Source organism: Robiginitalea aestuariiviva (genome assembly GCF_029537735.1).
Taxonomy (GTDB): Bacteria; Bacteroidota; Bacteroidia; order Flavobacteriales; family Flavobacteriaceae; genus Robiginitalea; species Robiginitalea aestuariiviva.
Genome location: NZ_JARPUQ010000001.1, coordinates 90,738 through 115,367 on the forward strand (window position 1 = coordinate 90,738; position 24,630 = coordinate 115,367).

The 24,630-nt window shown below is 57.2% G+C and carries 25 protein-coding genes; 10 read left to right on the top strand and 15 right to left on the bottom strand.

The annotated features are described in order from the left end of the window. The first annotated feature begins 16 nt into the window (after nt 1-16). Nucleotides 17-892 carry a lipoyl synthase gene (lipA, locus tag OZ410_RS00440; RefSeq protein ID WP_277705936.1) on the top strand — a complete coding sequence of 292 codons (876 nt, stop codon included), beginning with the start codon at nt 17-19 and terminating at the stop codon, nt 890-892. A 240-nt stretch (nt 893-1,132) separates the two neighbouring features. After that, nucleotides 1,133-3,289: a tetratricopeptide repeat-containing hybrid sensor histidine kinase/response regulator gene (locus OZ410_RS00445; RefSeq protein WP_277705937.1), complete on the top strand. Its 2,157-nt coding sequence runs from the start codon at nt 1,133-1,135 to the stop codon at nt 3,287-3,289. On the opposite strand, the gene lpxK is transcribed toward OZ410_RS00445, so the two are convergent. Then, nucleotides 3,286-4,275: a tetraacyldisaccharide 4'-kinase gene (gene lpxK, locus OZ410_RS00450; protein WP_277705938.1), complete on the bottom strand. Its 990-nt coding sequence runs from the start codon at nt 4,273-4,275 to the stop codon at nt 3,286-3,288. The genes OZ410_RS00445 and lpxK overlap by 4 nt on opposite strands. A gap of 50 nt (nt 4,276-4,325) precedes the next feature. Here lpxK and OZ410_RS00455 point away from each other — a divergent pair, with 50 nt between their 5' ends. Together OZ410_RS00455 and OZ410_RS00460 are read left to right on the top strand one after the other, a co-directional pair. Then, the gene (locus OZ410_RS00455) at nt 4,326-5,420 is read left to right on the top strand and encodes a Nif3-like dinuclear metal center hexameric protein (RefSeq protein ID WP_277705939.1); all 1,095 of its coding nucleotides are present in this window, start codon (nt 4,326-4,328) and stop codon (nt 5,418-5,420) included. 3 nt (nt 5,421-5,423) lie between these two features. Continuing rightward, nucleotides 5,424-6,206, top strand: coding sequence for a zinc ribbon domain-containing protein (locus OZ410_RS00460; RefSeq protein ID WP_277705940.1), 783 nt, complete (start codon nt 5,424-5,426; stop codon nt 6,204-6,206). Nucleotides 6,207-6,278: 72 nt separating this feature from the next. On the opposite strand, the gene OZ410_RS00465 is transcribed toward OZ410_RS00460, so the two are convergent. Continuing rightward, a complete protein-coding gene (locus tag OZ410_RS00465) occupies nt 6,279-7,628 on the bottom strand; it encodes an FAD-dependent oxidoreductase (RefSeq protein ID WP_277705941.1) in 1,350 nt (449 codons plus the stop codon). A 126-nt stretch (nt 7,629-7,754) separates the two neighbouring features. Here OZ410_RS00465 and OZ410_RS00470 point away from each other — a divergent pair, with 126 nt between their 5' ends. The 3 genes from OZ410_RS00470 to OZ410_RS00480 are packed head-to-tail and all read left to right on the top strand — an operon-like array spanning nt 7,755 to nt 10,752. After that, on the top strand, nt 7,755-7,910 hold the full coding sequence (locus OZ410_RS00470; protein ID WP_277705942.1) for a DUF2256 domain-containing protein: 156 nt from the start codon (nt 7,755-7,757) through the stop codon (nt 7,908-7,910). Next, a complete protein-coding gene (locus OZ410_RS00475) occupies nt 7,907-9,223 on the top strand; it encodes a DASH family cryptochrome (protein ID WP_277705943.1) in 1,317 nt (438 codons plus the stop codon). Before OZ410_RS00470 ends, OZ410_RS00475 begins: the two co-directional genes overlap by 4 nt. Further along, a complete protein-coding gene (locus tag OZ410_RS00480; RefSeq protein ID WP_277705944.1) occupies nt 9,220-10,752 on the top strand; it encodes a cryptochrome/photolyase family protein in 1,533 nt (510 codons plus the stop codon). Before OZ410_RS00475 ends, OZ410_RS00480 begins: the two co-directional genes overlap by 4 nt. A 163-nt stretch (nt 10,753-10,915) precedes the next feature. Here the strand turns inward: OZ410_RS00480 and OZ410_RS00485 are convergent, their stop codons facing one another. The 4 genes from OZ410_RS00485 to OZ410_RS00500 all read right to left on the bottom strand — a co-directional run bounded on the left by OZ410_RS00485 (nt 10,916) and on the right by OZ410_RS00500 (nt 13,224). After that, entirely contained in the window at nt 10,916-11,464 is a 549-nt protein-coding gene (locus tag OZ410_RS00485; protein WP_277705945.1) for a ClpP family protease, read from the bottom strand. 138 nt (nt 11,465-11,602) lie between these two features. Then, a complete protein-coding gene (locus OZ410_RS00490) occupies nt 11,603-12,433 on the bottom strand; it encodes a mechanosensitive ion channel family protein (protein ID WP_277705946.1) in 831 nt (276 codons plus the stop codon). Between the two features lie 26 nt (nt 12,434-12,459). After that, nucleotides 12,460-12,648, bottom strand: a complete 189-nt coding sequence (locus tag OZ410_RS00495) for a hypothetical protein (protein WP_277705947.1) — start codon at nt 12,646-12,648, stop codon at nt 12,460-12,462. Further along, nucleotides 12,649-13,224, bottom strand: coding sequence for an RNA polymerase sigma factor (locus OZ410_RS00500; RefSeq protein WP_277705948.1), 576 nt, complete (start codon nt 13,222-13,224; stop codon nt 12,649-12,651). It abuts the gene before it with no gap. Between the two features lie 125 nt (nt 13,225-13,349). Between OZ410_RS00500 and OZ410_RS00505 the strand changes: the two genes are divergently transcribed. Then, complete coding sequence (locus tag OZ410_RS00505; RefSeq protein WP_277705949.1) at nt 13,350-14,024, top strand: hypothetical protein; 675 nt, start codon at nt 13,350-13,352, stop codon at nt 14,022-14,024. On the opposite strand, the gene OZ410_RS00510 is transcribed toward OZ410_RS00505, so the two are convergent. The 3 genes from OZ410_RS00510 to OZ410_RS00520 all read right to left on the bottom strand — a co-directional run bounded on the left by OZ410_RS00510 (nt 14,025) and on the right by OZ410_RS00520 (nt 17,108). Further along, on the bottom strand, nt 14,025-15,170 hold the full coding sequence (locus OZ410_RS00510) for an MFS transporter (RefSeq protein WP_277705950.1): 1,146 nt from the start codon (nt 15,168-15,170) through the stop codon (nt 14,025-14,027). It abuts the gene before it with no gap. A gap of 29 nt (nt 15,171-15,199) precedes the next feature. Beyond that, nucleotides 15,200-16,477, bottom strand: a complete 1,278-nt coding sequence (gene kynU / locus OZ410_RS00515) for a kynureninase (protein WP_277705951.1) — start codon at nt 16,475-16,477, stop codon at nt 15,200-15,202. Between the two features lie 163 nt (nt 16,478-16,640). Continuing rightward, nucleotides 16,641-17,108, bottom strand: a complete 468-nt coding sequence (locus OZ410_RS00520) for a GNAT family N-acetyltransferase (RefSeq protein WP_277705952.1) — start codon at nt 17,106-17,108, stop codon at nt 16,641-16,643. Nucleotides 17,109-17,229: 121 nt separating this feature from the next. Between OZ410_RS00520 and OZ410_RS00525 the strand changes: the two genes are divergently transcribed. Next, nucleotides 17,230-17,871: an O-methyltransferase gene (locus tag OZ410_RS00525; protein ID WP_277705953.1), complete on the top strand. Its 642-nt coding sequence runs from the start codon at nt 17,230-17,232 to the stop codon at nt 17,869-17,871. Here the strand turns inward: OZ410_RS00525 and OZ410_RS00530 are convergent. From OZ410_RS00530 to OZ410_RS00555, 6 genes are all read right to left on the bottom strand, one after another. Beyond that, the gene (locus OZ410_RS00530; RefSeq protein ID WP_277705954.1) at nt 17,849-18,409 is read right to left on the bottom strand and encodes a phosphatase PAP2 family protein; all 561 of its coding nucleotides are present in this window, start codon (nt 18,407-18,409) and stop codon (nt 17,849-17,851) included. The two genes, OZ410_RS00525 and OZ410_RS00530, sit on opposite strands and share 23 nt — an antisense overlap. 9 nt (nt 18,410-18,418) lie before the next feature. Next, nucleotides 18,419-18,697 carry a Sec-independent protein translocase subunit TatA/TatB gene (locus OZ410_RS00535; RefSeq protein ID WP_277705955.1) on the bottom strand — a complete coding sequence of 93 codons (279 nt, stop codon included), beginning with the start codon at nt 18,695-18,697 and terminating at the stop codon, nt 18,419-18,421. An 83-nt stretch (nt 18,698-18,780) separates the two neighbouring features. Next, nucleotides 18,781-21,090 (bottom strand): M1 family metallopeptidase, encoded by a 2,310-nt coding sequence (locus tag OZ410_RS00540; protein ID WP_277705956.1) that lies wholly within the window; start codon nt 21,088-21,090, stop codon nt 18,781-18,783. Nucleotides 21,091-21,154: 64 nt separating this feature from the next. Next, nucleotides 21,155-21,658, bottom strand: a complete 504-nt coding sequence (locus tag OZ410_RS00545; protein WP_277705957.1) for a DUF6702 family protein — start codon at nt 21,656-21,658, stop codon at nt 21,155-21,157. A 47-nt stretch (nt 21,659-21,705) separates the two neighbouring features. Further along, on the bottom strand, nt 21,706-22,434 hold the full coding sequence (locus OZ410_RS00550) for a carboxypeptidase-like regulatory domain-containing protein (protein ID WP_277705958.1): 729 nt from the start codon (nt 22,432-22,434) through the stop codon (nt 21,706-21,708). A 52-nt stretch (nt 22,435-22,486) separates the two neighbouring features. Beyond that, on the bottom strand, nt 22,487-23,233 hold the full coding sequence (locus OZ410_RS00555) for a carboxypeptidase-like regulatory domain-containing protein (protein ID WP_277705959.1): 747 nt from the start codon (nt 23,231-23,233) through the stop codon (nt 22,487-22,489). A 270-nt stretch (nt 23,234-23,503) separates the two neighbouring features. On the opposite strand from OZ410_RS00555, the gene OZ410_RS00560 reads away from it, so the two are divergent. Beyond that, nucleotides 23,504-24,630, top strand: a 1,127-nt coding sequence (locus OZ410_RS00560) for a hypothetical protein (protein ID WP_277705960.1), incomplete at its 3' end; no start/stop codon positions are given.

The following is a 24,630-nucleotide window of genomic DNA, read 5'->3' on the forward strand; positions in this document are numbered from 1 at the left end:
TGCCTAAAAATTGGACATGAGCACCACTACCCTGGATTCTGCTGCCCCGCCCAAGGGAAAACCGAAATGGCTTCGGGTTAAGTTGCCCACCGGCAAGAAGTACACCCAATTGCGCGGGCTGGTGGACACCTATAACCTCCACACCATCTGTACCTCGGGCAGCTGCCCCAATATGGGCGAGTGCTGGGGGGAAGGCACGGCCACGTTTATGATCCTGGGAAACATCTGTACCCGCTCCTGCGGCTTCTGCGGGGTAAAAACCGGGCGGCCGGAAGATGTGGACTGGGCCGAGCCGGAAAAGGTGGCACGCTCGATCAAAATCATGGGGATCCGCCATGCCGTGGTGACCTCCGTAGACCGCGACGACCTCAAGGACATGGGCTCCATCATGTGGGCCGAAACCGTAAAGGCGATCCGCCGCATGAACCCCGAAACTACCCTGGAAACCCTTATTCCTGATTTTCAGGGCATTGAAAGGCACCTGGACCGCATCCTGGAGGTAGCGCCCGAGGTCATTTCACACAATGTGGAAACGGTACGCAGGCTCACCCGCGAAGTGCGCATCCAAGCCAAATACGACCGGAGCCTGGAGGTGTTGCGCTACCTGAAGGAACAGGGGGCACGGCGCACCAAATCCGGGATTATGCTAGGGCTCGGCGAGACCGAGGAAGAAGTGATGCAGACCCTGCGCGACCTGCGGGACGCCCGTGTAGACGTGGTCACGATTGGGCAGTACCTGCAGCCCAGTAAAAAGCACCTGCCCGTGAAAGCCTTTATCACCCCGGAGCAGTTTGACCGCTATCGCGATGCCGGCCTGGAAATGGGCTTCCGCCATGTAGAAAGCGGGGCATTGGTCCGTTCCTCCTACAAGGCCCACAAACACGTAGATTAGAGACATTCAGATACCTACGGACCCGCCTTCCGGCGCCGTGAGAAGGATTTTTCCCAAAAAGGGTTTATTTTTCGGATTCCGGCGCGTACTTTCAGCCTCCGGATACAATACAAACGCCTTTATCGCGTTAGAGCAAAGATGCATCCCCCGTAGGGGGAAGCCTCGGGTAACGAACCGTATTTGACACACCGCCAGTTTTCCATACGGCTTTTTGCAACCCTGTGCGCAGGGTTGTTCTGGGTGACCTCACTCGGAGCACAGCTCCTCAATACCCAGGACGAAACCTTCCAGGCCTACCTGCAGGAAGCCATACTCTACCGGAACCAGGACCGCATAGACGAGGCCCTGGAAACCCTGGACAAGGCCTCGAAATGGGCAGAGGACCAGCAGGACGAGAAAGGGCTTATCGACTGTTATCACTACTTTGCCCTGATCTACCAGGACCTGGGCAAGAAAGAAACCGGGCAATTCTACTGGGAACGGGCCAACCTCCTGCTGAATCAGATCGAGTACCCCATGGGCCGGGCATTTCACCGCTACATCGAGGCCCGGGTCCTCTTCGATGAACGGAACTACTTTATGGCCCTGAACATGATTTCAGAAGCCAAGCAAAGTACCAACGACCGCAACCTGCTCAATAACCTTATCCTGCTGGAAGGGGACAGCTACCTGCAAATCGGGAAGCTGGACCTGGCCGAAACCAACTACAATGCCCTGCTGGTCAATACGGACCCGCTGGAAAAGGAATTCCTGCAGGCGCGGGCCTACATGGGCCTGGCGCGCCTCCGGTTTGACCAGGGGGATTACCAGCAGGCCATCAGCAGTGCCGAAAGCGCCCTGGCACTGGCTTCTGAAGAAGGGTTTTCTGCCCTGAACCGGCAGACTGTGGTGATGCTGAGCGGCTTGTATGAAACCACCGGGCAACTGCAGGAGGCCCTCCTATTTGAGCGCCGTCTGGCAAATATCAAGGATTCGGTCTATTCCCTGGAAAAGGCCAAGGCCGAAGCCGGGATAGCCAGCGAGGTAGAGTTTAAACACCTAAATCAGGAAATCCGCAAACAGGACGAGGAAATCGTGAGGCTCAACAAGACGGCCAACCGCTCGGAGCTTACCGTGATTTTCACCTCCATCTTCCTGACTATAATTTCCCTGCTGGCGGTATCCCTGTACCGGAACAACCAGATCAAACTCAAGACCAACGACCTGCTGCATACCAAAAACCGGGAGTTGCAGGCCGCCCGGGACGCGGCCGTACAGGCCATGGAAGCCAAGACCAACTTCCTGTCTACCGTAAGCCATGAGTTGCGAACGCCCCTCTACGCGGTAACGGGCCTCACCCACCTGCTGCTGGAGGAAAACCCCAGCGACAGCCAGAAAGAACACCTGAAGGCGCTGAAGTTCTCCGGGGATTACCTGCTGAACTTCATTAACGACATCCTGCAGATCAACAAGATCGATGCGGACAAGCTGGAACCCATCGAGGTGGAATGCAGCCTGAAGAAAATCCTGGTGGAAGTGCTGAATTCCCTGCAACAAACTGCCAAGGAAAACCGTACCGAACTCGTCCTGGATTTTGACCCGCGTATTCCCGGGCTGTTGAAGAGCGACCCCCTGAAACTGTCGCAGATCTTCATCAACCTGGTCGGTAATGCCCTGAAATTTACCAAGGGCGGGGAAGTTAAAGTAATCGCGAAGCTCCTCGGAGAAGCCCAGGAACAAGCCCGGATCTATTTCGAAGTCCGGGATAATGGTATCGGTATTGATGCGGAACAACAGGCCAAGATTTTCGACAGCTTTGAGCAGGGCTCCGTGCAGATTAACCGGGAATACGGGGGTACCGGCCTGGGCCTGACCATTGTGAAAAGCCTCCTGGGCCTGTTTGGCAGCAAAATCTACCTGCGCAGTGAACTCGGGAAAGGCAGCTCCTTCTACTTTGAACTGGACTTTACCTGCCAGGACCACTCCGTAAGTGAGCAGACCTTTGAGGTTACCAACCGGGAATACACCTTTGAAGACCTGCACCTGCTGGTCGTGGAAGACAACAAGATCAACCAGGTCATCACCAAGAAGATGTTGGCCAAAAAAGAGATTACGTGCGACATTGCCAATAACGGCACCGAAGCGGTAGACCTGGCCCGCACCAAGCATTACGACGGTATCCTGATGGACATCCACATGCCCGGTATCAGCGGGGTGGAAGCCACCGAACAAATCCGGACCTTCAACCCGGATATCCCCATCATTGCCCTTACGGCCATCTCCCTGGACGACAGCCTGGAGACCTTCTACGCCGCAGGGTGCAACGACGTGGTCACCAAACCCTTCAAACCAGAGGTGTTTTACCAAAAAATCGGGGAGAATATCGTGGAGTACAAACTCCGCAAGACCGCTACCTAAAAGGCCGAGAGAAAGGCTTCCAGGCGCTGCCGGTCTTCCGGCCCAAACCGATGCGCCACCCCTATCACCCAAAAATTATCCAGGGATCCACCCAGGCGGACGGCATCCTTTTCCGTGGTCAGCACCCGCCCTGCAGCACGAATCTGCTCTATTTCCGAGGAGGAAAAGGCATGGTGGTCCGGGAAGCGCAGGTGGCGTACTTCCAGGCCCAGCCCTCGCAGGTGTTCCACTAGGGGCCCGGGGCGCGCAATTCCCGTAACCAGGGTTACCGGGGCTTCGCGCAGCCGCTCCAGGGAGACTTCTTCCCCTTGCTCGGATCGAACCGGACCATAGGCCAGGGTAGCAAACAGAAGGGGTTGCGAAGGTTTCGGGGCCAGGCGGGCGGCTACGGCTTCACGGGCCTGTCGGGAAAGGGTTTGCGGACATTTGGTCACTACAATAAGGTCTGCGCGCCGGGCCTGGGAGCGATGGTCTCGGAGGTCCCCGGAGGGCAGGTATCCCAGGTCCGTATACAGGGCGTCGTAAGCCGTTAGCAAAATGGAAGCCTGCGGCCGAACCTTGCGGTGCTGGAACCCGTCGTCCAGCAAAATAATTTCGGGCTGTTCGGCAGCCATCAGGGTCTCGATACCCCGCCTGCGGTTGGCATCGACCGCCACAAGGGCATGCGGGAACTTACCCGCCAGTTGCAGGGGTTCATCCCCAACGTCACGGGCGGTATGTCCCTGCCCTACCCGGAGGAAGCCCCGGGTCTGTCGCCGGTACCCCCGGCTCAAAACAGCCACCCGCCGATCTTCCCAGTACCGCAGCAGCCACTCCACCATAGGGGTTTTGCCACTGCCCCCCACGCTCAGGTTCCCTACGCAAATCACGGGCACGGCATAGTCCCGCGATGGCAGCAGGCCCGCATCGTAGGCCTTGTTGCGCAGGTAAACCACTGCCCTGTATACCAGGGAAAACGGCCAGAGGAGTTTGCGAAACCGGTTCATAAGCGCGAAAATAGTTTATTTATCTTTGGGGAAACCCTAACCCCCCAAGGATGACCGTAAAAGAAATCGCTGCCCAAGTGGAAGCCCTGGCCCCCCTGCATCACGCCGAGGATTTCGACAATGTTGGCCTGCTGGTAGGCCGCCCGGACATGGAAGTGACCGGAGTACTGGTAACCCTGGACACCCTGGAAGCCGTGGTGGACGAGGCGATTGCCAGGGGGTGCAACCTGATCCTGAGTTTTCACCCCATATTGTTCAAGGGGCTCAAGCGCCTTACCGGCAAAACCTATGTAGAACGCGTGGTGGCCAGGGCCCTGGAAAACCAGATCGCCATCTATAGTATCCACACCGCCCTGGACAACGTGCCCGGGGGCGTGAACGGAGCCCTGTGCCAGGCCCTGGGCATACAGGACCCTTCCATTCTGATCCCTAAAAAACAGGGGATTAAAAAATTAGTGACCTACGTTCCCAAGGCGCATACTCCAACGCTTTTGGACGCCCTTTTTGCCGCCGGGGCAGGCAGTCTGGGGCACTACTCCCAATGCAGTTTCCGCCTGGAAGGCGAAGGTAGTTTCCTGCCTTCGGTAGCGGCCAACCCGGCCCTGGGCACCCCCGGCACCTTGCAGCGGGAACCGGAAGACCAGCTCCACCTTACCTTTACCGCAGACCGGGAAGCTTCGGTACTGGCGGCGCTTTTCCGTACCCATCCCTATGAGGAGGTGGCCTATGAGGTCACCACCCTGGAAAACGACTACAACCACCTGGGAATGGGCATGATTGGGTCTTTGGAGGCTCCCTTGGGCCCAGAGGCCTTCCTGGAGCACCTGAAGCAGGTCTTGGGCACCCCCTGTATCCGCCACAGCGCCCTGCCAGAAACCCCGGTGCAACGGGTGGCCGTGTTGGGCGGCAGCGGGGCATTTGCCATCGAAGCTGCCAAGGCTGCCGGGGCCGATGCTTTTGTAACGGGGGACGTGAAATACCACCAGTTCTTCCAGGCCGAAGGAAAGCTGCTGATCGCCGACGTGGGGCACTATGAAACTGAGCAGTTTACAAAAAGATTGCTGTGCGATTATCTTAGCGAAAAAATTCCTAATTTTGCCATCTCTTTATCGGAGACGAAAACGAACCCCGTCAATTATTTTTAAAGTATGGCATCAAAGACCGAAGTAACAGTAGAGGACAAGCTCAGGGCGCTTTACGATTTGCAACTGATCGACTCCCGGGTGGATGAAATCCGCAACGTACGCGGAGAGCTCCCCCTGGAGGTGGAAGACCTGGAGGACGAGGTCCAGGGCCTGAAAACGCGGGTGGACAAACTGAAGACCGACGTGGAAACCGTGAACTACGAAATCACGGCCAAGAAGAACATGATCGAGGATGCCAAGGCCCTGATCAAAAAATACACCGAACAACAAAAAAACGTTCGCAACAACCGGGAATTCAACTCCCTTTCCAAAGAGATCGAATACCAGGAGCTGGAAATCCAGCTGGCCGAGAAGCACATCAAGGAATTCAAGGTTCAGATTGAGCAGAAGAAAGAGGTCATTACCGAGACCAAAGAAAAGCTCAGCGAGCGGGAAACGCACCTGAAGCACAAGAAAGGGGAACTGGACGCCATTCTGGCCGAAACCGAAAAAGAGGAAAAAGCCCTGCTGGCTAAGAGCGAGGAATACGAGAAACAAATTGAGCCCCGCCTGGTAAATGCCTACAAACGCATCCGCGGCAGCGTAAAGAACGGCCTGGCGGTCGTCCCGATTGAGCGGGGTGCCTCCGGCGGATCCTTCTTTACCATCCCGCCCCAGGTGCAGGTAGAGATTGCCTCCCGCAAGAAAATCATTACCGACGAACACAGCGGCCGTATCCTGGTAGACCCGGCCCTGGCCGAAGAGGAGCAGCAGAAAATGCACGAGCTTTTCGAAGGCATCAATTAAACCCAGCCCAAAGGCGCATAAAAAACCATCCTGTCGGATGGTTTTTTTTATGGCTGTACCTGAAGTAAGGCGTTAAGGGGCTTCCAGCAGCTCCAGGATCCGAGCCGTGACCTCCGGGCTGTCCCAGCGGGTTTCCAGATCCGGCATTTGCATGATTTCTCGCATAATGGCCTCCTGCTGGTCGCCCATGGCAAGGGCCTCGGTATAGGGCCGGTCCGAAAAGGTCACCCGGGAATAGGCCGGCACCCATTTTTCCGGGTACCGGGTGGCAAAATGTTTTTCGATTTTTTTCTGCAGCAGAAAATCGGGGTCGGCCGTGCGGGAACTCATCTCCATAAAATTCCGGTAGCTGAGTTCCGCTATGGCATCGGCATTGGGTTTGCGCTGTTGCTGGTACTCCTGCAACAGCCCTTCCCAATCGTCCCCATAGGTCTGCATCAGGCGGTACAGGGCGCCAATGTCTTCAAAGCCGGCGTTCATGCCCTGCCCAAAAAAGGGTACGATGGCATGGGCGGAATCGCCTACCAGGGCCACCTTATCCCAGTAGGTCCAGGGGTAGCACTTTACGGTAACCAGGGCAGAGGTCGGGTTGCGGAAGAAATCTTCGGTGAGGTTTTCGATCACCGGGGTTACGGTAGGGAAATGGGTCTTGAAAAAGGTTCGCGCCCGGTCCTTGGTGGTCAGGGCTTCAAAGGAATCCGGACCTTCGAAGGGCAGGAACAGGGTACAGGTAAAACTCCCGTCCAGGTTGGGCATGGCGATAAACATAAAATGCCCCCTGGGCCAGATGTGGAAGGCGTTGGGGTCCAGCTGGTGGGTACCGTCTGCCGCAGGCGGAATGGTGAGTTCCTTGTAACCTACATCCAGGAAATGCTGGGAATAATTAAAACGGCTGCGCCGCTGCATCTTGTGGCGTATGCGCGAAAAGGCGCCATCGCACCCAAAGATATGGTCAAAGGCATAGGCCTTCCACTCCCCTTTCTCCGATTCCCCGGTAAAGAGTTGGGCGGTGGGCAGGTCTACATCCCACACCTTTTCCTCAAAGCGGAATTCGGCCCCGGCGGCTTCGGCCAGGTCGATCATCTTCCGGTTGAGCACTCCCCGCGAAATAGACCAGATGGCCTCCCCTTCCCTGCCGTATTTCTGGAGGTATACCGGCTTGCCCACTACATGCATCGCCCGGGCGTAGAGCGGAATTCCCAAGGGGCGGATCTCCTGGTCAATCCCGGCTTCCCGCAGGGCTTTCCACCCCCGGTTACTCATGGCCAGGTTAATGGAACGGCCCGAGAATTCGACCGTTCGAATATCCGGCCGCCGGTCAAAAACTGTAACCTGATGCCCGGCCTTGCGCAGGTAGATGGCCAGCAGGGCGCCTACCAGGCCGCTGCCCACAATGGCGATATTCTTGGGGGTTTGCTTCATCAGTGGGAATTTCGTTCCCGTTAAAGGTACGAAAACCACGGGGCAACCCTACTGCAGGGGGACGGGGTAATTTAGGGAAATACTAACACGTTTTTGTTTAATAATAACTTATTTTCGTTAAACGCAATGAAAAACAAAAACGACCTCCCCCAAAAACTTTGTCCCGTTTGCGGCCGGCCGTTCCGCTGGCGCAAGAAATGGGAGCGATGCTGGGAGGAGGTACGCTACTGCAGCCAGCGATGCCGCAGCCGCAGAACGTCCACCCCAACCACTACCCCATGAGCACATCCCTGTATTGGTTCCGAAACGACCTCCGCGCCACCGACCACCCGGGCCTTTTGGCCGCCCGCCAGGCCGGTCAGGTCTTTGGGGTTTATTGCTTTAACCCCCGCGACTATGCCGTGGGTGATTACGGCTTTCCGCGTACCGGGCCCTTCCGGGCGCGTTTTTTGATCGAAACCGTAATCCGTTTGCGTGCAGACCTGGAGGCCCTGGGCATTCCCCTGTTTGTGGCCCATCAGGCCCCTCAGCTCGCCATCCCCGAACTGGTTACACGATATGGGCTGCAAACGGTCTTTTTACAGAAGGAGTGGACCCGGGACGAACAGCAGGAAGCTGAAGCGGTACGCCAGGCCCTGCCGGCAGCGGTAGGGATGGTTTCCCATTACGGGCAATTCCTGTTTCACCCCGAAGACATCCCCTTTAAAGACAGCGGCTCCATCCCCGAAGTATTTACCGCCTTCCGGAAGGCCTGTGAAAAACAAGCTTCGGTTCGCCCGGTCCTCCCCCGGCCCGAACCCCAGCCCTACCCCGATACTCTTTCCGAACCCGGTCACATTCCCACCCTGGAAGCCCTGGGCTTTTCCGCAGTGGAAACGGATACCCGTACGGCGTTCCCTTTTCCAGGCGGGGCAGGGGCCGCCTGGGACCGGCTAAATGCCTATTTCTGGGAACACCGCCGCCTGAGCTTTTACAAAAAGACGCGCAACGGGCTGGTGGGCACCGAGTACAGCTCCAAATTCTCGCCCTGGCTGGCCAACGGCTCCCTCTCCCCCAGGGAAATTTACTGGGAAGTAAAACGGTATGAACAGGAAATCCGAAAAAACCAGGACACCTACTGGCTGGTCTTTGAGCTGCTCTGGAGGGACTACTTCAAATACATCGCCCTGAAACACCAGGACCGCATATTTTACCCCGGCGGCATCAAAGACCGCCATTACCCGTGGGGGCGTTCCCAGGACCTGCTGAAGGCCTGGACCCAGGGGCTTACGGAAAGTGACTTTGTAAACGCCAACATGCGGGAACTGGCCCGCACCGGATGGATGAGCAACCGGGGCCGGCAGAACGCCGCCAGTTACTGGACCCGTACCCTGGGGCAGGACTGGCGCCTGGGGGCCGCCTGGTTCCAGTACCTGCTGCTGGATTACGACGTGCACAGCAATTGGGGAAACTGGATGTACAACAGCGGGGTGGGCAACGACCCCAGGGACCGGACCTTTAACCCGGAACTGCAGGCGCGCCGCTATGATGCGGACGGCCGCTTCCGGCGGCTCTGGCTGCAAACCTCCCTCTTCGAAAACCCGGCCACGCCATGAAAACCCTGCGCCTGATCCTGGGAGACCAGCTAAACCTGCAGCACAGCTGGTTTGAAAAAGCCGACCCTGAAGTCTGTTACCTGATGGCCGAAATGCGTCAGGAAACAGATTACGTCACCCACCACCTGCAGAAGGTACTGGGGTTCTTCGGGGCCATGCGGGCCTTTGCGCAGGCCCTGGAAGAACGCGGCCACCGGGTGCGTTACCTGCGCATCTCCGACCCGGATAACCCCCAAAACCTCCCGGAATTGCTGGACCAGGTGCTGGAGGCCGAAGGGGCCGGGAGCCTGGAATATCTGGAACCTGACGAATACCGCCTGGACCGGATGCTGGCCGACTATGCGGAGGCGGCATCGGTACCCTGCCGGATGGTATCCTCCGAGCACTTCTACACCTCCCGCAGCGAACTGGCCGGGTTCTTTGGGGGCAAAAAGCAGTACCTGATGGAGTCCTTTTACCGCATGATGCGCCAAAAGCACGGGATACTGCTGGAAGGCGGACAACCTGAAGGCGGGCAGTGGAATTTTGACAGCCAGAACCGCAAAAAATGGAAAGGAGACCCGCCGCCCCCGCCCGCCCTGGAATGGGAGCAGGACCTGAGCCCCCTGGAAGCCGAACTCCGGGATGCGGGGATTGATACCCTTGGCAAGGGTCGGGCCGAAGCCTTCCCCTGGCCCCTGACCCGGGCGCAATCCCTGGAACTGCTCGAGTACTTTTGCACCCGCCTGCTGCCCTTGTTTGGAGACTACCAGGACGCCATGCATACGGGCGTCCCCTATTTGTTCCATTCCCGCCTTTCCTTTGCCCTGAATACCAAAATGCTCTCCCCGGCCGAGACCGTGGAGGCTGCGTTGGCGGCCTACCGGGAACGCCCGGGGGAAATCCACATCTCCCAGGTGGAGGGGTTTGTGCGGCAAATCCTGGGGTGGCGGGAATACATGCGGGGTATGTACTGGCAGCAGATGCCCGCCTATGAACATCAGAACCAACTGGAGAATTATGGGGCCCTGCCGGAATTTTACTGGACCGGGGATACCCGGATGCGATGTCTGGCCTCAGCCATTGGCCAGAGCCTGGAGCTGGCCTACGCCCACCACATCCAGCGGCTGATGATTACCGGGAATTTTGCCCTGCTGCTGCGAACGGACCCGGCCCTGGTAGACCAGTGGTACCTGGGCATCTACATCGATGCCATCCAATGGGTGGAACTCCCGAATACCCGGGGGATGAGCCAGTTTGCTGACGGGGGCCTGCTGGCCACCAAACCCTATATCAGCTCGGCCAACTACATCCACAAAATGAGCAACTACTGCGAAACGTGCGCCTACAACCACAAGAAGCGCACCGGTCCGGATGCCTGCCCGTTTAATGCCCTGTACTGGGATTTTTTGGAAGACAAACGGGAGCAGCTGGCCTCCAACCCCCGCATGGGGATGATGTACCGCCTGCTGGATAAAATCCCGGCCGATGAGATGCAGGCTATTCGGGAGCGTGCCGGGGAGGTCCGCAGCAATCCGGACGCCTTCTGAAGCTGGGAAATGGGAAAACCTTAACCCCCCATTGGGCATCTGTACGGCACGCCTTTTGCGTATATAGGTATGAATTTAACGCTTCGGCGACACTATATAGACAAGAAAAGGCCTTCCCGTCACTGGCGGGAAGGCCTTTTCGATTATGTCTTGAGAGCCGGTCCTATTCCAGGATACCGTCTACGATGCCGTACTCCACGGATTCCTGGGCATCCATCCAGTAGTCCCGGTTAAAATCCTTCATAATCTTGTCGAAAGATTGGCCGCAGTTTTCGGCCAGGATGCGCGCCCCGATTTCACGGGTTTTGAGGATTTCACGCGCCTGGATCTCAATATTGGACGCCTGCCCGCGGGCCCCGCCGCTGGGCTGGTGAATCATGACCCGGGCGTGGGGCTGTACAAACCGCCGCCCCTTGGCCCCAACCGAAAGCAGGATGGACCCCATGGAGGCCGCCAGGCCGGAGCATATGGTGGAAACCGGGCTTTTCAGGGCCTTGATGGTGTCGTAAATAGCGAACCCGGAAGTAACGTAGCCCCCCGGGCTGTTGATGATCAGCTGGATTTCCTTGTGGTTCAGCAGATCCAGGTACATAAGCCTGTCTATCACATGTTTGGCGGAATCGTCATCTACCTGCCCCCAGAGAAAAACCTTGCGTTCCTCCAGTAAACGGGTATCGATCAGCTCCTGTACCTTTCCTTTTTTTGCGCTCATAGTGCTTAGGGATTACCCGTCAAAAATAGTGATTTTATAAGAAAAGGACGGGGCCGAAACAAAAGAATCGACCCCGTGAAACGCATAGGTAAAGCCCGGGAAACCCCGAAGAGCAAATGCCCGTAGGATGTCCTTTTTTCAGAGGATTTCTACGCGGTTTTCCACCAGTTCCCGAATGGGGAAAACCACCTTGCCCTTTTCGGTTTTAATCACCACGGTAATGGAATCGATGGTCTCGATGGTGCCCTCGATCCCCTTGTCCCGGATGGCGATGCGGTCTCCGGCCATATAGGTCTTGCGGGAATAAAATCCCCGCAGCAGGTCCGTGAATATCTCCCGGGACCCCAGGCCGAAACCGATGGCCCCGGCCAGCAGCAATGCCCCCAAAATCAGGGTAACATTGCCGGTAATGATGGTGGTATCGATCCCGGCCTGGTTCAGGGCGGTAACGGAAACGATCAGCACAATGGCGTAGAAAACCAGGTTACTGATGATCTTGGAACCGCTCAGTTCCAGGGATTCAAACAGGGAGCGGATGGCTTTGCGGATGTAAGAGGCAATATACAGCCCGATCAGCATCAGGGCGATGGCGCTGAACAACCGGGGCAGGTACCGAAGCAGGTTTCCGATCTCGGTAGAGACAATAGTCCAGTTCAGGATATCCGCCAGGATAATGACCAGCACCAGGTAGAGCAACCATTTCAGGAAGCCGAGCAGGATCTTGCCCAGGTCCAGTTTCATCTCCGGGTTTCCAAACAGGTCCGCTTCATTGAGCTTTTCGCTCAGGCGATCGATACCGGAGACGCGTAACAGCCTGCGGGTGGCCCAAAGGACAATACGGATGGCAAAAGCGCCAAGCACCAGCATCAGCAGGGCGCCGGCCAGGCTGGGGAGGGCGGAGGAGACCTCCTGCCCGATGTTTTTTAAGGAAGACAGGGTAATTTCTTTCCAGTGGTCAATAGTTTCCATGAGGTAAGGGTTTGAATGGCTTGCGATTAATCTTTTTTCTTGCGGCGTTTACGCAGGGTCTGTTCCAGGGACTCGGGGCCGCTATAAGTCATCAGCGTACCGATATCCAGCATGAGCCGGGCCGTGGCAATATCGCTCATGACCTTCTGCTTCATTTCCGGAGGTACTTCCAGCAACGATTTCTCGAGCTCTTTAAATGGGTTCTTCTGTGACATCTATGGAAGTTTTCGGTACTGTTCAACTAATTTGGCTCGCGCCCGCTTCAGGCGCATCTTCACGGCACTCTCGCCCAGGTCCATCAATTCCTGTATGTCCTTAACAGAGGCTTCGTCCTGGTACTTCAGCAACAGGATGGCCCGGTCGTCCGCTTCCAGGGCAGCCATGGCCCTGGCCAGTTTATCCGAACGCATCTGCAGGATTTCGGCCTCGTCCACCTCCGGATAGGCGGCCTCGTCCCCGATCTCGGCCTCCCGGACCTGCTTGTCCGCCATTTTGCGGTGCTTGTCCCGGTTCACGTAATTCACGCAGAAATTATAGGTAAGCGAATATACCCAGGTCGAGAACCGGGAGCGGCCCTTAAAGCTGGGTAACTTCAGGAAAAGGTGCAGGAATACGTCCTGGGTAAGGTCCTGGGCCTCGGCTTCGGACCGGGCAAACCCATAGCATTTGTTATAGATGCGCTGGGCGTACCGGTCGTAGAGGACCCCGAACAACAGGGCGTTGCGGGACCGCACGATTTCCGCTACCAAATCCTCGTCTGCGAGGTGGTCGTATGACTGGTCGGTTTCCAATCCGGGTTGGCTTGCGAGATTTGTTTTCCTTGTGACACCGTTTTTGGGCCGGGGTCACATCTGGTGGGCACCCAATGTAGGAATTCCCGAAAGAAAAGGCCGTATCTTTGAAAAAAGACCTGTTTATGAAACTGTTTTTACCCCTGCTGGGCCTGATGGCCATCATGAGTTGCAAACCTTCGGACAAGAAGGCCGAACCCGCCGCGGAAACCCCGGCAGAACTCCCCTTGCTGGACCGCCTGGCACAAGCCCACGGCTACGACCACTGGAAGGGCGTTTCCGAAATCCGTTTCACTTTTAATGTAGACCGGGACACTACCCATTACGAGCGCAGCTGGATCTGGGACGTCCGCAGCCAACGCGTCACCCGCATTGCCCAGGGGGATACCGTCTCCTACCTCCGCAGCGCTGTGGATTCTACCCTGGCCCAGGCAGACGGCGGTTTTATCAATGACAAATACTGGATGCTGGCCCCCTTCCAATGGGTATGGGACCGGGAAAGCTTTACCCACACCTACGAGGAAGGTGTGGCCGCCCCCCTATCCGGAAAAACCAGCAATAAGCTCACCATTGTGTATCAGGGCGACGGGGGCTACACCCCGGGCGACGCCTATGATTTTTTCCTGGACGAAAACGACCGGGTCTTTGAATGGAATTTCCGTCGCGGCAACCAGCCGGAGCCTTCCCTGACCTCCACCTGGGAAGACTATAAGGACTTTGGCGGCCTGCAGATCGCTACCATGCACCAGAATGCAGACGGCAGTTTTAAACTGTATTTCACGGGGATTGAAGTAAACTGATCAGCCTTTGCGGCCCAACCCGGCGGTAGCCAAAAGCACCAGCAGAGCACAACCCGCAAGCACCCAGAAGGATACCTGCAGGGAATAGCCCTCCGCCAGGTACCCTAACAGGGGAGGTGTGGCCAGGAACCCCCCATATCCGGCACCGGCAATCAATGCAATGCCCTTGGAGGAATCCACCCCCGGCACCTTCCCGCCAATCCGGAAGAGCTCCGGGATAATAACCGAGAACCCCAGGCCGATCAGGGCAAACCCGGACAGGGCGGCCAGGGCCCATTCCGTAAGTACGGCGGCGTAGCCGGCCAGGGCCACCAGGCTGCCCATGCCTACCATACGCACCGAACCGATTTTACGGCTGATGCCGTCGCCCAGAAAGCGCCCCAGGGTCATGGTGGTGGAAAAGGCCAGGAACCCGCTGCCCCATAGCCAGGCTGGTGCCTGGCTGACCTCTTTCAGGTACAGGGCGCTCCAGTCTACCACAGCGCCTTCGCCCCCCATCACCACAAAGGAAATGACCGCCAGCAGCAAGAGGGGTTTAAGCAACCCCAGGTTTACCCCTTCCTGATGTACCGGGGCCGCGGTGATGTGCAGGTATTGCCGGCGCAGGTAAAGGTTAATCCCGAAAACCACTACCACCACAGCGGCCATATGCAGGGGCGGGAGCCCCACAAAAGGGATCAGGAAGCTGCCCAGCCCGGCCAGTACGCCCCCCAGGCTGAAGAACCCATGGGCCGCAGACATAAAGTGCTGCTGGTCTTCCTTTTCGATTTCCGTCACCAGGGTATTCATGGAAATGTCCGTAAAGCCGTTGCTCATCCCGAACAGGTACAGGGCCGCCATCAGGGAAATGTAATCCCAGGCCAGCAGGGGCAGCAGGGCGGCAAGGCTGCTGGAAACCACCCCATACCAGGTGGCTCGCCCCACCCCCAGGCGGTTGATCAGGCGGGAGGCAATGGGGAAAATGGTAAACACCCCCAGGGAGAGGAAAAAGATGGCAATCCCCAACTGGGCCTTGTCAATCTCCAGGCGCGCCTGCACCCTGGGGATATAGATGGCCCAGGTCCCGAACCAGAGGTTCAGGCTGGCAAAGACCCAGGCCGGGGCAAAATACCGGCGGCGGGTGAGGATGAGTTTCAGGGAGTTCAAGGGTGGTTGTTTTTAGGGACCCGGGGGGCTTAGCCCTTGCCTTTGGCCTGGATTCCGGTTTTCAGGATCTGGCCAAAGCGGTACATATCGACAAAGGAACAATAGAAAGGCGCCGGGGCCAGCCGGATAACGTTGGGTTCCCTCCAGTCCGCAATCACCCCCTGAGCCATCAGGTAATCAAAAAGGGGGCGCCCCTCCCCGTGCAAAAAGACCGAAAGCTGGCATCCCCGAGCCGGGGGCGTTATGATTTCGAAGGTGCTGTCTACCTCCCGGTCAACCTCCTTCAGGATGAATTCCAGATAGGCGGTGAGTTTGCGGCTTTTGGCCTGCAGGGCCTCCATGCCCACCTGCTCAAAGAGTTTCAGGGAGGCCAGTAGCGGAGCCAGGGAGAGGATGGGCGGGTTGCTCAGTTGCCAGGCATCCGCACAGGGGGCGGCATCAAATTCCGGTTCCATCAGAAAGCGGGTTTCCCGCCGGGTGCCCCACCATCCCTCAAAGCGGGGCAGGTCTTCCCGCCCCAGGTGGCGCTGGTGGATAAACACCCCGGAGGCATTGCCCGGGCCGCTGTTCAGGTATTTGTAGGTGCACCAGGCGGCAAAATCCACCCCCCATTCATGCAATTTAAGGGGTACATTACCGGCGGCATGGGCCAGGTCCCAACCTACGGCAGCCCCGGCATCTTGGGCCGCGCGGGTAATGGACTCCATATCGAAAACCTGCCCGTTGTAGTAGTTCACCCCGCCCATGAGTACCAGGGCCAGTTCGTCTTTATGCTGCGCGATGGCCTCCAGCACATCCGGGGTGCGCCAATGGTGTTCTCCCGGGCGTTTGCGAACCTCCACCAGGGCTTCGGCCGGGTCCAGCCCGTGGAAGCGGAGCTGGCTCTTAAGCATGTACTGGTCCGAGGGGAAGGCCTTTTCCTCGCAGAGGATCTTGACCCGCTTGCCCCGGGGCCGGTAAAAGGAAACCATGAGCAGGTGCAGGTTCACCGTCAGGGTATTCATGACCGTGACCTCCTCCGGCATGGCCCCTACAATGGCGGCCATGGGGGCCCGAAGGGCTTCGTGGTAGGTCCACCAGGGCCGGTCGGCTTTAAAGTGGCCCTCTACCGCCAGGGCTTCCCAGTCCTGCATGACCTCATCTACAGCAGCCCTCGCCCCCCTGGGCTGCAACCCCAGGGAATTCCCGGTAAAATAGATCACGTCCTTCCCCCCTTCCTGAGGAAAGAGGAATTCCTCCCGGAAGGGGGCCAGGGGGTCTTCCCGGTCCAGGGACCGGGCAAAGGCTTCGGTATTCTGAAACTCCATGGCGATGTTTTGGCCAAAAATACGACGATCCGGGCAAAAAGCGGGAAGGTCTGCGGCGATCTGCCAGGGAAGGCCTGCAAGGGGGTTGCGGGGTTGGGGGGTATTTTGGAATTGGGTGGGATGGCGGGGGGACCCCCTCCGCAAAAAAATAAAAAAACCGAGGCTACTCCTCCCCTTTCCGCAGCCGCATTTCCAGGATATGCGGCCTGAATCCAAACTTCTCATACGCCCTAAGCGCCGGGTGGTTCCCGGAATACACCGTGAGGCGCATCTCGGTAAGCCCCTGCTCCAGGGCCCACTCCCGAAGCACGGCCATCACCTGCCCGTTCAGGCCCTGCCCGCGGAATTCGGGGAGCGTATACATAAAGCCAAACAGCGCATAGGCAGCATGGTCCAGGTAATGCCGTGGGGTGCGGCGGGCCGCATAGCCACAACTGACTACCTGCCCATCGGCCTCGGCCACCACCAGGTGTGTATGCGGGTCTTCCAGCATGGCTGGCAGGTCGTAATAGGCCACCGGGTTGGGCCGGATGGTCGGGTCAAAAGGGCGCTCATCGCGGATAAGGCCCTGCTCCATGTCGCGCAGCACGGGCAGGTCGGATGTGCGGGCGGGTCTGATGGTTGCCTCCATTGCCTATAGGTTGGGATTCGAAAGTAAGGAATTCCCGGGAGGGTGCCACGGCATTTTCAGCCCATACCGCCTCTGATGTTCTTGTGGGGATTCCCTACTTTTGGACAAAGCCTGTACGCCCATGCATTTTCTGTCGCCCCAACTGGAAGATTACATTGCCCGCTGCAGCGAGGAAGAACCCGAGCTCCTGCAAGAACTCACCCGGGAAACCCACCTGAAAGTGCTGCGCCCCCGCATGATCACGGGGCATTTCCAGGGGCGGGTCCTGAGCCTGATCTCCCGCCTGGCACATCCGAGAAACATTCTTGAAATTGGGACCTATACCGGGTATTCCGCCCTTTGCCTGGCCGAGGGGATGGCTGCAGACGGAGCCCTGCACACTGTAGACCTGAATCCGGAACTGGAGGAAATGCAGCGCAGGTACTTTGATCGCAGCCCCTACGGGGATCGGATTTTCCAACACCTGGGCCCGGCCCTGGAAGTTATCCCCAAACTGGACCTGACCTTCGACCTGGTCTTTATCGATGCGGAAAAAAAGGAATACCCCGACTACCTGGAAGCCGTCCTCCCCAAGACCCGGAAAGGCGGCCTCATCCTGCTGGACAATGTGCTCTGGTCCGGGAAGGTACTGGACCCCCCGGAGAAAAAAGACAAGGTTACTCCCATCCTGCAGGAACTGAATGCGCGCCTGCCTTCGGACCGCAGGCTTCGGACCGTATTGCTGCCCATCCGGGACGGGCTTACCGTATGTACCGTGGAATAAGGCGCTGGTACAACCCGTACCAGGCCATGGCTATCGCAATCCCCACCAGAGTCCCCACCAGGATGTCGATCGGATAGTGTACCCCTACATAAATCCGGCTGAAGGCAAAGAGCAACGGCCAGAGAAACAGCAAGGCGGCCCAACGGAAATGCGGCCTTAAAAAGAGGAAAACCAGGGTGCTGATGGAAAAGGAAGTGGAGGCATGGCCCGAAAAGAAACTAAAGGAGGAAGGGCGCCTCAGGATGCGGATCAGCGTATTGACCTGCGGCTCGTTGTTGGGGCGCAGCCGCCCCACCCACTCCTTGGTCAGGTCTGTGAGCAACAGCATAAACCCCAGCATCAGCAGGGTAGCCAGCAAGATCGCTGCCCCTTCCCTTCGGCCGTACTTCCAGAACAACAATGCGGCCAGCAGCAGGAATAACGGGATCCAGGTGGCTATATCGGTTACGGCCTGCCAGAAGCCGTCATAGGACTCAATGCCCAGGCTGTTCAGGTAGATCAGGGTCTCGCGGTCCCATTGCAGGAGGTGTTCCAGCATAGTGCAGGATTATTTGCGGCTAATGGTGCCGCCTACGTCGTCCAGGTTCCGTTTTACGGCCTGGATGTCTTCTTCGATCTCCTTGGTAAAGGAAGTATCGATACCTTGTTTTTCGGCGCTTTTGTGGATTTCGCGCTTAATGTCTTCGGTGGCGTCCTTAAGCTGGCGCATGCCTTTACCCAATCCCTTGGCAATACCTGGGATCTTATCCGCGCCAAATACCATCACCACAATGAAGAGGATGAAAAAGATTTCGGCGCCGCTGATAAAAAGTAATACGGTAGACATAGCACAAATATAATCAAGTTTAAGACCTCCCCATAAAAAAAGTCCCGATGGGCAACATCGGGACTTTTTCAGGTTTTACGGGCTTAGCGACCTTTGATCTGCTCCTTGAATTGCTCGAATTCGGAAGGGGATTTATCGGCCGGCCACTGGTTGTTGGCCGTATCGATATCCGCCGTTTCGGCGTCCGGGTCTACCATAATCCCCACCAACTCCTTGGTGGAGGAAATCACCCGGCTTACCTCCTGGTCATTCTTGCGCCAGATCTCCGGGGGGTAGGTTACCCGCTCGGTAGAGCCGTCTGCATAGGTGTATTCCACAATCAGGGGCATGGGGATGCCTCCCGGCTTATCAAAGGTTACCTCGTAGAAAAACTTGGGTTCCTCTACCCGGTTGCGCTCCTCGGCTGTCATGTTATCCATCATAAACTCCTTCAGCGGCTGGGAAACCTCGGAGGGTTTCTTGCCCTTCAGATTGGGGTCGTAGTCCTCGCTGTCTTCTTCCGCCAGGTACACCAGGGGCGGCAGCTGGGCTTCGGTAATCCCGTTGTTGGCCATGTATTCCTTCATTTGCTGGGTAGGCTTGTCGGATACATAGTATTTCTTCACGCCCTTTACTCCGATATCCACATAATCGGTGGTGTAGAACCAGGACCTCCAGAACCAGTCCAGGTCTACAGCAGAAGCATCTTCCATGGTGCGGAAGAAATCCTCCGGGGTGGGGTGCTTGAATTTCCAGCGCTGGGCATAGGTCTTAAACGCGTGGTCAAACAGCTCGCGGCCCATTACGGTTTCCCGCAGGATGTTCAGGGCGGTAGCCGGCTTGGCATAGGCGTTGGGGCCCAGCTGGTACACGTTCTCAGGGTTAGCCATAATGGGGGCAATAAAACTCTGGTCGCCCGCCATATAGGGCACAATAGCCGCAGGGGCGCCACGGCGGGAAGGGTAGTTCTCGTTGGGTTCGATCACCTGGGGATAAGCCTCGCCAAACTCCTGTTCGGCCAGGTATTGCATAAAGGTATCCAGGCCTTCGTCCATCCAGCCCCACTGCCGCTCGTCGGAGTTCACGATCATGGGGAAGAAGTTGTGGCCCACCTCGTGAATAATCACGGAAATCATGCCGTATTTTACTCGGTCGGAATAGGTGCCGTCCTCATTGGGCCGCCCGTAGTTCCAGCATATCATCGGATATTCCATCCCCTGGTTTTTGGCGTGTACGGAAATGGCCTTGTGATAGGGGTAGTCGAAGGTGTGGGCCGAGTAGCTTTTTAGGGTGCTGGCCACCACCTTGGTAGAGAGGTCTTCCCACAGGGGGTTCCCTTCCTTGGGGTAGAGGGAAACAGCCATCACGTCCCGGTTGCCCAGTTTTACGGCCATCATATCCCAGATAAATTTCCGGGAGGTGGCAAAGCCGAAATCACGCACATTGCTGGCCTTGAACTTCCAGGTTTTGGTCTTGTCCGCAAAGCCCTTCTCTGCGGCTTCGGCCTCTTCCTGGGTCACGATCATCACCGGCTCGTCGTAGGTCTTTTTGGCCTGCTCGTAGCGGCGCATCATTTCCCGGCTGAACACTTCCTTCCGGTTCTGCAATTCCCCGGTGGCATCCAGCACGTGGTCTGCCGGCACGGTAATATTAACCTCGTAGTCTCCGAACGGCAGGGCGAATTCACCGCTACCCCAGAACTGGTGGTTCTGCCAGCCTTCTACATCGGAGTACACGGCCATACGGGGGAAGAACTGGGCAATCACATAGGCCCGGTTCCCGTCTTTTTCAAAATACTCGAATCCGGAGCGGGCGCGGTTAACGGTGTGGTCCGGGATGTTGTACCACCATTTGATGCTAAAGGAGATGCTGGCGCCACTGGCCAGGGGCTGCGGGATGTTTACCCGCATCATGGTCTGGTTAATGGTGTAGGAAAGCGGCTTGCCGCCAGCATCCCGCACGTATTCGATGTTAAAGCCGCCGTCGAAGGGTTCGCCCAGGTATTCCCCGGCAAAGCTGCCGGTGCGGTAGGCCAGGGGCACTCCGTTACCATTGCGCAGGGGGGATTTGGAATCCTTGGCCCGTACGTTCTGGTCCAGCTGCACCCAGAGGAATTCCAGGTTGTCCGGAGAGTTGTTGTGGTAGGTAATGGTTTCCTCCCCGTAGATTTTGGCGTTTTTATCGTCCAGGGTGATGTCCATGCGATAGTCCGCCTGTTGCTGGTAGTAGTCCGGCCCGGGGGCGCCGCTGGCCGAACGGAAGGTATTCGGGGTGGCAAATTCCTGGTAGAGCTGGCGAAACTTGCTTTGGTTTAAATGCCCCGGTTGCTTTTCGGGGGCCGCAGGTTCTTCCTGGGCAAACATCGCTATCCCCGAAAGAAACAGGGCAGCGGAAAGAATGGCTTTACATTTCATATTGGTTTGTTCGATTTTTTGACGCGGGAAATTAACATTTTAGACCCAAAAGCTGTGGAAAGTGTTACAAGTTTAACATTCCTTTATTGTTCTCGCGCACCAGCACCAGGCTGTGCTTCTTGCCCAGTGCCTTCAGGTGGACCAGGTTTTTCTGCTCTTCGAACATATCTGTCAGCAGGTCGTTGCGCACCCCGATGCTCGTTAGCGTACCGGCCTCCAGGTTGGGCACTTCCAGGTAACAAACCAGCAGGTCCTTGTCCGTGCGTGTACCCAGGAAGGTGTATTCCACCGGGTCCCCGTTTACCTCCAGGGCAAATTTGGCCCGGAAATACCGCTCTATATACGCCTTGGCCAGGGGGGATTCCTCCGGGGTACCCAGGCCGGCCTTCAGGTCATAACGCTCCAGCAGGGTCGCTTCCAGGTCGTCGATAAAAATCCGGCTGATCACCTGCAGGGAGGCGTTCTTTTCGGAGTACTCCACGTTGGTCACGCTTACATAAAATTTGTGGGCCAGGCCAAAGCTGCTCAGGGTCAGTACCAGGGCCAATAAAAGGATGCGTTGTTTCATTTTCTTGCGTTTCGAAGTATTTCTTGCAACAGCCATGCCAGAACCGGTTAATCCGCCACGGAATTATACCCCCGGTATTCGTTGCTCTTCCGCCTCAGAAAAGCCCATAGGCGCAACCGGTCTCCGGAATCGGCCACCGGTTCAAAGAGGGAATCCACTTCGCAAAAATACAGGAAGTCCGGGATGCGGCCCGCGGGGATGCCCAGTTCCCGGATCAGTACGCTGTCCGTAAACTGCACCCGTAGCTGCTCTGCCTTGGCATAGCGCCGTTCGTAGGCCAGTTGTTTTTTGAGCTGTTTGGTGCGGCCGGTAATGGCGTTCAGGATGGGGTTCAGGGGTACAATACCCGCCCCCGTGGTGGCCTCGTTCAGGCGGTTTTCGGTCGGGGTGAATTTGCGGGCATTGGCATTGGGCAACCCCAGGGTCCAGGCGTTTACCACTTCCTTTTCCGGCAGGCGCTCCAGGTCCCGCGTCAGGTCTCCCGTAAGGTGATAGGGAGTCACCACCACCTCGTCCAGTTCATTCACAAAGGGTTCCAGGGGCACGGTAATCTCCGGGGCCTCCAGCATGGCCTGGCTCACCACCAGGGAAGTCCGTCGGTAGCGAACGGCCGAAAAAAGCAATGTATCCCCGGCCTGTGCTGCCAGGAAGAAATACCCTGTGGGGTTGGTGATGGTAGCGGTCTGGGCAGAGAGGTTCAGCACGTGTACATCCGTGATGCCCTGCCCCTCTTCCACCACCTGCCCGCGCAACAGCCCGCCTTGCTGTGCCCGCAAAGGGCCCGGCAGGATGCAGAGGAACAAGAGTCCCCAAAAGGCCAGGGCTCCCCTATTCCAGGGTCTTGTGGAAAGCCTCACTCTGGTTGACCAAAAAATCGATGAGTTCAAATTCGTTTTCCTTGCGCAGCAGGCTGCGGGGCGGCAACTGGGCATCGCAATACGTCAGGAAGTCCGCTATGCGTTCCGGGGGAATGCGCAAATCGCGGATAAAAAAGGCATCGTCGTAAATCTGACGGAGCACATCGCTCATTTTCAGGGTGGGTCCCTCATCGGCCGCCGATTTCTTGTAGGTCCCCGTAAGGAGTTTAAAGAGGTTTACGAAATTCAGCCCGTTCTGCATGCCACGCACGGTGGGGTCTTCCGCTATGTTTATGACCTCAGAGGTGGCGTCCGGCTCGTAGTCGAACTGCTTGAACTCTTCGTTCTGCAGCCGCAGGAATTCCTGCTGGTCCTCCGGGCTCACCGTTACCTCGTCCAGCTGGGTTACCTTTTCATTGACCTCCACCACCAGGCGGTTGCGCTGCAGGGTGGGGGCATCCACCGTCACCACCTTCAGCTCGTAATTCAGGGCCATAAAGACCAGTTCGTCCCCCAGGCGGGCAGGGATAGCAAATTCCCCCCGCTCGTCCGTAATAGTGGCCAGGCCGGCCGTGCTGTTGATCACATTTTCGTTGGGCACCGGGCTGTTGCGGTACAATACCGTTCCCCGAAGCAGGGGCCGGTCCGCATCCGCATCCTGGGCGGCAACGGGCAGTATCCACAAACAGGCCAAAACCCAAATCCAAACCTTTTGCATAGCCATTGAATTCCTTATTAAAGATAAAGAAAGGGGATGCAGTACGAAAAAAAAACCCGCACAACTTAAACTTATGTTAATTGATCTGCGGGGCATCCGGCCGGAAATCCGCTGGGTGCGGGGCGGAATCGTTAAAATGCAACCAATATTCCGGGCAGTTCGGCGTTATAGATGCGGAACATTACATTTGTTTTAGAACAAACGGCGTAAAAAGGGGAATGACACGTCGCCTTTCCGCATGCCCGCGGACGCCGGAAGAACGCAACGGCCATGAAACAAAACTTCCTTCTTACGGGGCTGCTCCTGCTGCTTGCCGCCACCCTGCACGGGCAGGTCAAGATCGGGGACAACCCCCAAACCATTGACCCTGCCTCCCTGCTGGAACTGGAGAGCACCAACCGCGTATTTGTCATCAACCGGATGACCGGGGCGCAGATGACCGCCATCACCCCCAGCCCGGGGGCCCTGGTGTACAACACGGACGAGGACTGCCTCTTCTATTTTGACGGGGCCGCCTGGATCAACATCTGCGAGGCGCTGCGGCTGAATTTTACGGCCGAGGCCATTGTAAACAGCGCACCCACCATTGTAATCACGGCCATTGGAGACTCCCTGAACTTTGAGGTGGGGGAAATCCGGAGCGAAAACGTGGTGGACTTTAGCCTGGGCAGCCAGGACATTCAGAACAATGCCATCAATGCAGACAAGATTGCGCCGGACGCCGTGGGTACGGATGAGTTGCAGGACAATGCCGTTACGGACGCCCAAATCGATTATACCCAGGTAACCATCAGTAACCTGTTGTACGACAATACCGCTTCCGGCCTGCTGGCTGGCAACGTACAGGCCGCCCTGGACGAGCTCGCCGCCTCGGCCGGCACCGTGTCTATGGTAGACAACGGGGACGGCTCCTATATCTTTACGGATGCCTCCGGGAATACCACTACCATTTCCGACACCTCCCTTTCTACCCTGGTCGATAATCTGGACGGTACCTACACCTATACGGATGAAAGTGGAGCTACCCAGGTCCTGGATACCCGGGCCGCCTCCAACCCCTATGACAACACCACTTCCGGCCTGGCAGCCACCGATGTGCAGGCCGCCCTGGACGAGATTAACGGCCTTACCAATACCGTTTCCCTTACGGACAATGCAGACGGCACCTACACCTTTACGGATGCCTCCGGGAATACCACTACCATTTCCGACACCTCCCTTTCTACCCTGGTCGATAATCTGGACGGTACCTACACCTATACGGATGAAAGTGGAGCTACCCAGGTCCTGGATACCCGGGCCGCCTCCAACCCCTATGACAACACCACTTCCGGCCTGGCAGCCACCGATGTGCAGGCTGCCATTGACGAAGTAGAAGCACGGGTAGATGTAAACGA